9 protein-coding genes are annotated in these 9,096 nt (G+C 62.6%); all 9 read left to right on the forward strand.

Translation table 11 applies throughout. The features are described from left to right. The first annotated feature begins 371 nt into the window (after positions 1–371). The 9 genes from LKX83_RS29675 to lysS all read left to right on the forward strand — a co-directional run bounded on the left by LKX83_RS29675 (position 372) and on the right by lysS (position 8,800). Positions 372–2,048 carry an anthranilate synthase component I family protein gene (locus tag LKX83_RS29675; RefSeq protein WP_227886501.1) on the forward strand — a complete coding sequence of 559 codons (1,677 nt, stop codon included), beginning with the start codon at positions 372–374 and terminating at the stop codon, positions 2,046–2,048. Further along, entirely contained in the window at positions 2,045–2,623 is a 579-nt protein-coding gene (gene pabA, locus LKX83_RS29680; protein WP_227886503.1) for an aminodeoxychorismate/anthranilate synthase component II, read from the forward strand. Before LKX83_RS29675 ends, pabA begins: the two co-directional genes overlap by 4 nt. Next, the gene (locus LKX83_RS29685; RefSeq protein ID WP_227886504.1) at positions 2,624–3,541 is read left to right on the forward strand and encodes an aminotransferase class IV; all 918 of its coding nucleotides are present in this window, start codon (positions 2,624–2,626) and stop codon (positions 3,539–3,541) included. Next, positions 3,538–4,392, forward strand: a complete 855-nt coding sequence (folP, locus tag LKX83_RS29690; RefSeq protein ID WP_227886510.1) for a dihydropteroate synthase — start codon at positions 3,538–3,540, stop codon at positions 4,390–4,392. The genes LKX83_RS29685 and folP overlap by 4 nt, the downstream gene beginning before the upstream one ends. A 6-nt stretch (positions 4,393–4,398) precedes the next feature. Then, the gene (gene folB, locus LKX83_RS29695; RefSeq protein WP_227886512.1) at positions 4,399–4,761 is read left to right on the forward strand and encodes a dihydroneopterin aldolase; all 363 of its coding nucleotides are present in this window, start codon (positions 4,399–4,401) and stop codon (positions 4,759–4,761) included. Positions 4,762–4,797: 36 nt separating this feature from the next. Then, positions 4,798–5,307 (forward strand): 2-amino-4-hydroxy-6-hydroxymethyldihydropteridine diphosphokinase, encoded by a 510-nt coding sequence (folK, locus tag LKX83_RS29700; RefSeq protein WP_227886513.1) that lies wholly within the window; start codon positions 4,798–4,800, stop codon positions 5,305–5,307. 6 nt (positions 5,308–5,313) lie between these two features. Then, positions 5,314–6,336 carry a tRNA dihydrouridine synthase DusB gene (gene dusB, locus LKX83_RS29705; RefSeq protein ID WP_227886515.1) on the forward strand — a complete coding sequence of 341 codons (1,023 nt, stop codon included), beginning with the start codon at positions 5,314–5,316 and terminating at the stop codon, positions 6,334–6,336. Between the two features lie 277 nt (positions 6,337–6,613). After that, positions 6,614–7,090, forward strand: a complete 477-nt coding sequence (greA, locus tag LKX83_RS29710) for a transcription elongation factor GreA (RefSeq protein WP_227886517.1) — start codon at positions 6,614–6,616, stop codon at positions 7,088–7,090. Between the two features lie 192 nt (positions 7,091–7,282). Further along, positions 7,283–8,800, forward strand: coding sequence for a lysine--tRNA ligase (lysS, locus tag LKX83_RS29715; RefSeq protein WP_227886519.1), 1,518 nt, complete (start codon positions 7,283–7,285; stop codon positions 8,798–8,800). Positions 8,801–9,096: the final 296 nt, after the last annotated feature.

Genomic DNA, 9,096 nt, shown 5'->3' on the forward strand with positions numbered 1-9,096 from the left:
CCTGCGTCTATCCGCCGCATATCCCCGCTTTGCACCCTTATCTCCAACTCGCCGCATGATGGCGCCCATCCCTGCGATCTTATTCATTTTGTATGATATTTCGAATAGAAAAACCTAATTGGCGGCGGAAGGGAGAATTCAATTCGATTTTTCATATTCATTTTCGGTTTTTGCGGAAAAAAACAAAAATCTGTATGATTTTTCGTGTTCATTCCGTAAAAGGGGGACTTTCACAGAAATAACGAACCGGGAAGGAAAATGGTTGCACATTCCGGCGTTTTTGGCATTTGTCCGGGTCCGGGAATCCGCTATAATAGGAACACAAAAGGCCGCAGCGCAGAAAAAGAAGCGGCGACGGGGGAACGAACGAGTTGGAGACGTTGACAAGCTTGGAGCGGTGGACCCGCTGGGCGGAGGAAGAGAAAGCCTACAACAGGCTGCCCTACGTACGGCGCTACGCGCTGGGGGAAGGCGAGGACCGCGTCCTGTCCTGGCGGCGGGCTTGGGAGGCATCCCACGCGCACGCGTTCGTGCTCGAGAGCGGCAAAGACGGCCGCTATACGTTCCTCGGCCTGCGGCCGGCATCGGTCGTGCGGGGAACGTTGGACGGCGCGGACGAGGCGGCGGGCGCCGCAAGCGAGGCAACGACGGCAAGCAAGGCGGGTGCGGCAAATCCGTCGGGCGCGGCCGCGGGCGAGGGCGCAACCGGGCCGTTCCCGCGCCGCCTGCGCGGCTCCCCGATCGCGGTCATGCGCGAGATCATGGGGCGATACCGCGCGCCGGGCGTGCCGGAGGCCCCGAAGTTTCTCGGCGGAGCCGTCGGGTATTGGAGCTACGACGCGGCGAGATCGCTCGAGCGGCTGCCCGAGCTGGCCGTGGACGACCTGGGGCTGCCGGCGTATGCGTTTCTCCTCGTGAACGAGCTGTGGATCGTCGATCATGAGGCGGGCGCGCTCTATCTGGCCGTCCACGAGGAGGTGCCCGAGGGCGGCGATGCCGGTGCGCTGCGGCGATGCTGGGAGCGCGCGGCGGATCGGGCGGACGAGATGCGGCGCGTCTGGGAACAGATCGCGGCGGTGGGCGAGGACGCGTCCGTGCAAGCCGAACTCGACGCGATGAAAGCGGCGATGGCCGACGACGGATTGGAGCTGGACGTCAAGTCGTTCGCGGCGTCGGGCCGGCTCGCCACCTCGCTTTCGAAGGAAGCGTATCAGGAGGCGGTGCGCCGCATCCAGGCTTATATCGCCCAAGGAGACGTCTTTCAGGTCAATCTGTCGATGCGCCAGAGCATGCCGGTAGGCGTCCCGCCCGAGACGCTATACGAGCTGCTGCGCCTGTTCAACCCTTCGCCTTACATGGGCTTTGTAAAGTTCCCGGACTTTCAGCTCGTCTCGGCTTCGCCCGAGCTGCTCGTCAAGCTGGAAGGCGACCGGATCGGCGCGCGGCCGATCGCGGGCACCCGGCGCCGGGGCCGCTCGCCGGAGGAGGACGCGGCGATGGAGCGGGAGCTGCTCGGCAGCGAGAAGGAGCGGGCCGAGCACGTCATGCTCGTGGACCTCGCGCGCAACGATCTGGGACGGGTCGCGGCGTACGGCACGGTGCGCGTGCCGGAGCTGCTGACAGTGGAGCGCTACTCCCACGTCATGCACCTCGTCTCCCAGGTCGAAGGCCGCATCGCCCCGGGCAAGGACGCGCTCGACGTCTTGGCGGGCTCCTTTCCCGGGGGGACGATCACGGGAGCGCCGAAAATCCGCACGATGGAGATCATCGAGGAGCTGGAGCCGGTGCGCCGCGGCGTCTACACCGGATCGCTCGGATGGATTGACTACGCCGGAAATATGGAATTTAATATTAGTATCCGCACCATGGTGGCCAAGGACGGGATCGTCCATATTCAAGCGGGCGCAGGCATCGTCATCGACTCCGACCCCGAGCGCGAATTTTACGAGTGCCTGAACAAAGCCAAAGCGCTCTGGAAAGCGGTGCAGTACGGAGAGCGGCTCCGAGAACGCGCGGACCCGGTTCACCTGGAGGAGGAACGCACATGATTCTGGTCATCGACAACTACGATTCGTTTACGTATAACCTGGTTCAATACTTGGGCGAGCTCGGCGAGGAGATCGTCGTGCGCCGCAACGACGAGATCGATCTGGACGGCGTCGCCGCGCTGAAGCCGGACCACATCCTCATCTCGCCCGGCCCGTGCACGCCGAACGAGGCGGGCATCAGCCTCGAGCTCATCGCGCGCTTCAAGGGAGAGATTCCGATCCTGGGCGTCTGCCTCGGCCATCAGTCGATCGGCCAGGCGTTCGGCGGCGACGTCGTGCGAGCGGACAAGCTGATGCACGGCAAGACGTCCGAGATCACGCACGACGGCCGCACGATTTTCGAGGGCATTCCGTCCCCGTTTACGGCGACGCGCTACCACTCCCTAATCGTGAAGCGGGAGACGCTGCCGGACGAGCTGGAGATCAGCGCGGAATCGGATGACGGCGAGATCATGGGACTTCGGCACAAGACGTACGCCATCGAGGGCGTGCAATTCCATCCGGAGTCGATCATGACCGACCACGGCCGCACGATGCTCCGCCGTTTTTTGAGCTACAAGGCGGGCACCCGATAAATGAAGCTGCTGCTGAACGGTAGGATCACAGCCAGCGAAGAAGCCGTGATCTCGGTCTACGATCACGGCTTTCTGTATGGAATGGGGCTGTTCGAGACGTTCCGTACATACGGAGGTCGGCCGTGGCTGCTCGGGCTTCATGCCGCGCGGCTCGCGGAGAGCTGCCGGGCGCTCGGCATCGAATACATGCCCGATCCGGATCGGATGGCGCGGGACGTGCGCCGGCTGCTGGAAGCGAACGGGCTGGCGGACGCCTACGTGCGCTGGTCGGTGTCGGCCGGCGAAGGCGAGATCGGCCTGCGCGATCGCGCGTACGATCGTCCCGCGGAGATCGTCTACGCGAAGCCGGTCGCCCCGGATCGGCCGGAGACCCGCGCGGCCAAGCGGGTGCGGCTGCTGCGGCTGCCGCGGAGTACGCCGGAGGGCGGTCCGGGCGCCCCCCGGTTAAAATCGTTCCATTATATGAACAATATGCTGGCGAAGCGGGAGCTGGCCGCCGGCGGGGCGGCGCCGGGGACGGAAGGCTTGTTCCTCGGGGCGGACGGGGATGTGTGCGAAGGAATGGTGAGCAACATCTTCTGGATCAAGGACGGGGTGATCCATACGCCGTCGCTGGAGACGGGGCCGCTTCCAGGCACTACGCGGGCGTGGGTGCTGGCCGAAGGGGTGCGCCGAATTGGCGGCGCGGCGGCGATGCCGGCGCGCGAAGGGCGCTACCGCTGGGAGGAGCTGCTCCGGGCGGACGAGGCGTTCGTCACGAACGCCGTCCAGGAGATCGTCCCGGTCGCCGCGTTCGAGGAGCCGGACGGGACCGTCCGCCGGCTGTGGCCGGACGGGGCGGGCGGCATTACGCGCCGGCTCATGGCCGCCTATCGGCAGGCGGCCGAACAGGAAAGCGGAAGCGAGGACATGCGGTGAGACCGACTTACTATAGACGACGCTATCGATTCGACGACGGCCTGGAGCTGACGCTCGGAGAGCGCACGCTGATCATGGGCATTTTGAACGTGACGCCGGATTCCTTTTCCGATGGAGGCCTGTACGCGAGCGTGGAAGCGGCGGTCGATCGGGCGCGGCAGATGGCCGAGGAGGGGGCCGACTTGATCGACATCGGCGGCGAGTCGACGCGCCCCGGACACGAACCCGTGTCCCCCGAGGAAGAGCTGCGCCGCGTCATCCCGGTCATCGAAGCGGTGCGCGCGGCGGTGAAGCTGCCGATCAGCATCGATACGTACCGGGCGGAGACGGCGCGGCGCGCGCTCGAAGCCGGCGCGCACGTCCTGAACGACATCTGGGGGCTGAAGCGGGAGCCGAAAATGGCGGAGCTCGCGGCCGAGTATGGCTGTCCGATCATCCTCATGCACAACCGGACGGCGCGCGACTATCTCGATTTCGTGCCCGACGTGCTGCAGGATTTGCGGGACAGCGTCGCGCGAGCGCATGCCGCGGGCGTGGCCGACGAGAACATCTGGCTCGATCCGGGCATCGGCTTCGCCAAGGATTACGGGGAGAACCTCGAGCTGATGGGACGGCTGGACGAGCTGGTCGGCCTCGGCTATCCGGTGCTGCTCGCCACGTCGCGCAAGACGTTTATCCGCGAGACGCTGGAGCAGCCCGCGGACGACGTGGTCGAGGGGACCAGCGCGACGACGTCGGCCGGCATCCTGCAGGGCTGCCAGATCGTCCGCGTCCACGACGTGCGCCAGATGCGCCGCGTCGCGGGCATGACCGACGCGATCGCCTACCGCCAAGCGAAGAAGGAGGGTTAACCCGCAATGGACCGCATGCTGCTGAAAAGGATGGTATTTTACGGGTACCATGGCGTTTTTCCGGAAGAGAACAAGCTCGGGCAAAAATTCATCGTAGATCTCGATCTGCGTCTGGATCTCGGCACCGCCGCGGCCAGCGACGACGTGAACGATACGGTCAACTACGCGGAAATCCACGCCCTGTTGAAGAAGATCGTCGAAGGGCCGCCGGTTAAGCTGATCGAGACGCTCGCCGGAAACATTGCAACCGCGGTACTCGATACGTATACTAGTATCAACGAAGCGACGGTATCGGTGACGAAGCCGAATCCACCGTTCGACATTACGTTCGACGGGGTGACTGTGGAGCTTCGCCGGACCCGATCCTAGCGACCGGGCTCAACGTATCGCAGAGGATGGAACACCATGAAGGAAGCCTACGTGGCACTTGGCGCCAACCTGGGCGACCGGGAGCATTCGCTTCGCGAAGCGATCCGCCGGCTGGATGCACACGACGGCATCGAGGTGCGGCGCGTATCGGAGACGTACGAGACGGACCCGGTCGGCTATACCGACCAGCCCGCCTTTCTCAATATGGCCCTCGCGATCGGCACGGATCTGGCGCCGGTGGCGCTCCTCCGTGCGCTGCTCGCGATCGAGCTCGAGATGGGGCGCGTGCGGGAGATTCGCTGGGGCCCGCGCAAGATCGATCTGGATTTGCTGCTGTACGAGAACGAGACGCTCGGCACCGACGAGCTGACGCTCCCGCATCCCCGCATGGGGGAGCGGGCGTTCGTGTTGGTGCCGCTTAGAGACGTATGGACACCGGGCGAGGCGTTCCCATGGGAGGCGGCGCTCGCGGGCGACGTCTTGACCAGGGAAGGCATACATCGGCACGCTCCCCAAGCGGAGGCGCGCCCTCGGAAGGAGCGTTAGGCAACCATGCTGAAAATAGGCAATGTAGAAATGAGCAACAACGTCGTGCTCGCGCCCATGGCGGGCGTGTGCAATCCGGCGTTCCGGCTGATCGCCAAGGAATTCGGCTGCGGACTCGTCTGCGCCGAGATGGTGAGCGACAAGGCGATTCTGCACGGCAACCAGCGGACGCTGGAAATGCTGTTCGTAGACGAGCGGGAGAAGCCGCTTAGTCTGCAAATTTTTGGCGGAGATCGCGAATCGCTCGTCGAGGCGGTCAAGTTCGTCGACAAAAATACGAACGCCGACATCATCGACATTAATATGGGCTGTCCCGTGCCGAAGGTCACGAAGTGCGACGCGGGCGCAAGGTGGCTGCTCGATCCCGCCAAAATCTACGAGATGGTGTCGTATGCCGTAGACGCCGCGCAAAAGCCGGTCACCGTCAAGATGCGGATCGGCTGGGACGACGAGCACATCTTCGCCGTCGAGAACGCGCAAGCCGTCGAACGCGCGGGCGGCGCTGCCGTCAGCGTGCACGGCCGGACCCGGGAGCAGCTGTATACCGGTCACGCGAACTGGGATATTATAAGGGACGTTAAACAGGCCGTGTCGATTCCGGTCATCGGCAACGGGGACGTCTTCTCGCCGGAAGACGCGGAGCGGATGCTCGCGCACACCGGCGTGGACGGCGTCATGATCGGGCGCGGCGCGCTCGGCAACCCGTGGATGCTGTACCGGACCGTTCACTACCTGACGACCGGAGAAATGCTGCCCGATCCGGCGCCGAGCGAGAAGATCCGGATCGCGATGCTGCATATGGACCGCCTGATCAACCTCAAAGGCGAAGGCCAGGCCGTACGGGAGATGCGCAAGCACTTGGCCTGGTATTTGAAAGGATTGCCGGACGCGGCGCGCGTCAAGAACGAGATCATGGAGCTGACCACCCGCGCCGCGGTCGCCGTCAAGCTGGATCAGTATGTCGAGACCCTCGCGGAGATGGCCGCCGCCGATCGACAAGAAGCCGCCGATTCGGCGATTGTCCACTGATCCTGGGCTTATCCCTAGATGCTTTACCGCTAATTGACATTTCCTAGGGGTTGAAATATAATTCTAAGCAATATTCGCACGTAAGCCGGCAGGAACGGGATGCGGAGCGCGCCGACCGCGAGCGGACGGCGCGCGACTGTGTCATGTCCGCGGTGATTCGCCATATATTTGAGTAGCAACGGCGGCTCGCCTCCCGCTGAAGCAGCGATGATGCCGCTTGAACGCACCCTATTCATGCCGCGCATGAAAATCATACTCTTGACAGGAGATCGGTGAGATGAGCGAAAAGGAAGTGCTTCTGACCCCGGACGGGTTGAAGAGGCTCGAAGAGGAACTCGAGAACCTGAAGTCCGTCAAGCGCCGGGAAGTGGCGGAACGGATCAAGGTCGCGATCGGATATGGCGATATTAGCGAAAACTCGGAATACGAGGATGCGAAAAACGAGCAGGCCTTCATCGAAGGCCGCATCATCACCCTCGAGAAGATGCTCCGCAACGCCCGCATCATTAACAATGACGAGATCGATCTCGATACGGTCAGCATCGGCTCTACCGTCGTGGTAGAGGACAAAGAGTTCGACGAGATCGTGGAATATACGATTGTCGGCACCGCCGAATCGGACCCTTTGAAAAACAAGATTTCGAACGAGAGCCCCGTCGGCCGCGCCATCATTGGCAAGAAAAAAGGCGCCATTGTGGAAGTAAGCGTTCCCGCGGGCATTATCCAATACAAAATCGTCGATATCAAAAAGTAAGCAATCGCACCGGGGCGTTTGACGCCTCGTCATGGATCGGCCGAAAAAGCTTCCTCCGGAAGCTTTTTTGAATGATTCCGCGTTGTTCGCGTTACAATCCTCAGTCCCCCGAACCCCAGATGTCCGACCCGTCTCTCGCCGGAGACGGGCAGGCCGGTTTTGACCGCAATGAGAATGAAAGGGTGTCTAATCATGAGTCAAGAGCAAGCGAACCCCGTGGCGGAGACCTCCGCCGAAGAACGAAGCGAGATGCTGCGGATTCGGCGCGGCAAATTGGACGAGCTGCGCGCGCTCGGCATCGATCCGTTCGGCACGAAGTTCGAGCGGACCCACCAAGCCGGCGATATCCTCGCCCGCCTGGACGGCTATTCGACGGAAGAGCTGGACGAGCGCGCCGAGGAAGTGACGGTCGCGGGCCGTATCATGCAGAAGCGCTCGATGGGCAAGGCTTCTTTCGCGCACATCCAGGATCTGTCCGGCAAGATTCAGATCTACGTGCGCCAGGATTCCGTGCCCGAAGCGCAGTACAAGGCGTTTAGCCTGCTGGACATCGGCGACGTCATCGGCGTCCGCGGCGTCGTCTTCAAGACGAAGACCGGCGAAACGTCGATCAAGGTGTCCGAGCTCGAAGTGCTGACCAAGTCGCTCCTTCCGCTGCCGGACAAGTTCCATGGGCTGAAGGACGTCGAGACGCGCTACCGCCAGCGCTATGTCGACCTGATCGTGAACCCCGACGTACAAAAGACGTTCGTCACGCGCTCCCGCATCATCCAGTCGATGCGCCGTTACTTGGACGGCTGCGGCTACCTCGAGGTGGAGACCCCAACGCTGCACGCGATCGCAGGGGGCGCCGCCGCCCGTCCGTTCATCACGCACCACAACGCGTTGGACATGCAGCTCGTCATGCGGATCGCGATCGAGCTGCACCTGAAGCGGCTCATCGTCGGCGGTCTGGAGAAGGTGTACGAGATCGGCCGCGTCTATCGCAACGAGGGCATCTCGACCCGCCACAATCCGGAGTTCACCCTGCTCGAGCTTTACGAGGCCTATGCGGATTACGAGGATATCATGCGCCTGACCGAGGATCTGATCGTCCATCTCGCGAAGGACGTGCTTGGCACGACGCAGATCGTCTATCAAGGGCAGGAGGTCGACCTCTCGACGCCGTGGCGCCGCGAGTCGATGACCTCCCTGATTCAGAAGGCGGTCGGCATCGACTTCACAGCCGAAATGACAGACGAGGAGGCGCATCGCCTCGCCAAGGAGCATAAGGTGCCGGTCGAGCCGCACATGACGTTCGGCCATATCGTGAACGCGTTCTTCGAGACGTTCGTCGAGCATACGCTCATTCAGCCTACCTTCGTCACGGGGCATCCGGTGGCGATCTCGCCGCTGGCGAAAAAGAACGAGAAGGACCCGCGGTTCACGGATCGCTTCGAGCTCTTTATCGTAGCTCGGGAGCACGCCAACGCGTTCTCCGAGCTGAACGATCCGATCGACCAGCGCCAGCGCTTCGAAGCGCAGCTGGTGGAGAAGGCCGCGGGCAACGACGAGGCGCAAGACTTGGACGAGGACTTCATCCGTGCGCTGGAGTACGGCCTGCCGCCGACCGGGGGACTCGGTATCGGCATCGACCGCTTGATCATGCTGTTGACCGACGCGCCGTCCATCCGTGACGTGCTGCTGTTCCCGCATATGCGCGGGGAGTAAGAAGGAAGGAATAAGACCGGTCGCCCGAGGGTGACCGGTCTTCCGTTATTTGTTAGGCCCGATCGGGTTGACGAGGCTGTCCAAGCGTGGTACATTATATTTCCGCCTTCGAGGCGGGGTCGCCGCAAGCGCGGCATCGGCGAAAGAACTGCAAACTTCCAGAAATTGAAGGTTGCAAAAGCCTAGCCGAACATGATATATTAATCAAGTCGCCGCTGCGAGGCCAGCAAGAACGAGGCCAAGCGCGAAGACAAGATTGCTCCTTGAAAACTGAACATCGAGCGTAAGCTTACAAC

This window comes from Cohnella baijiui, assembly GCF_020731285.1.
Taxonomy (GTDB): Bacteria; Bacillota; Bacilli; order Paenibacillales; family Paenibacillaceae; genus Cohnella.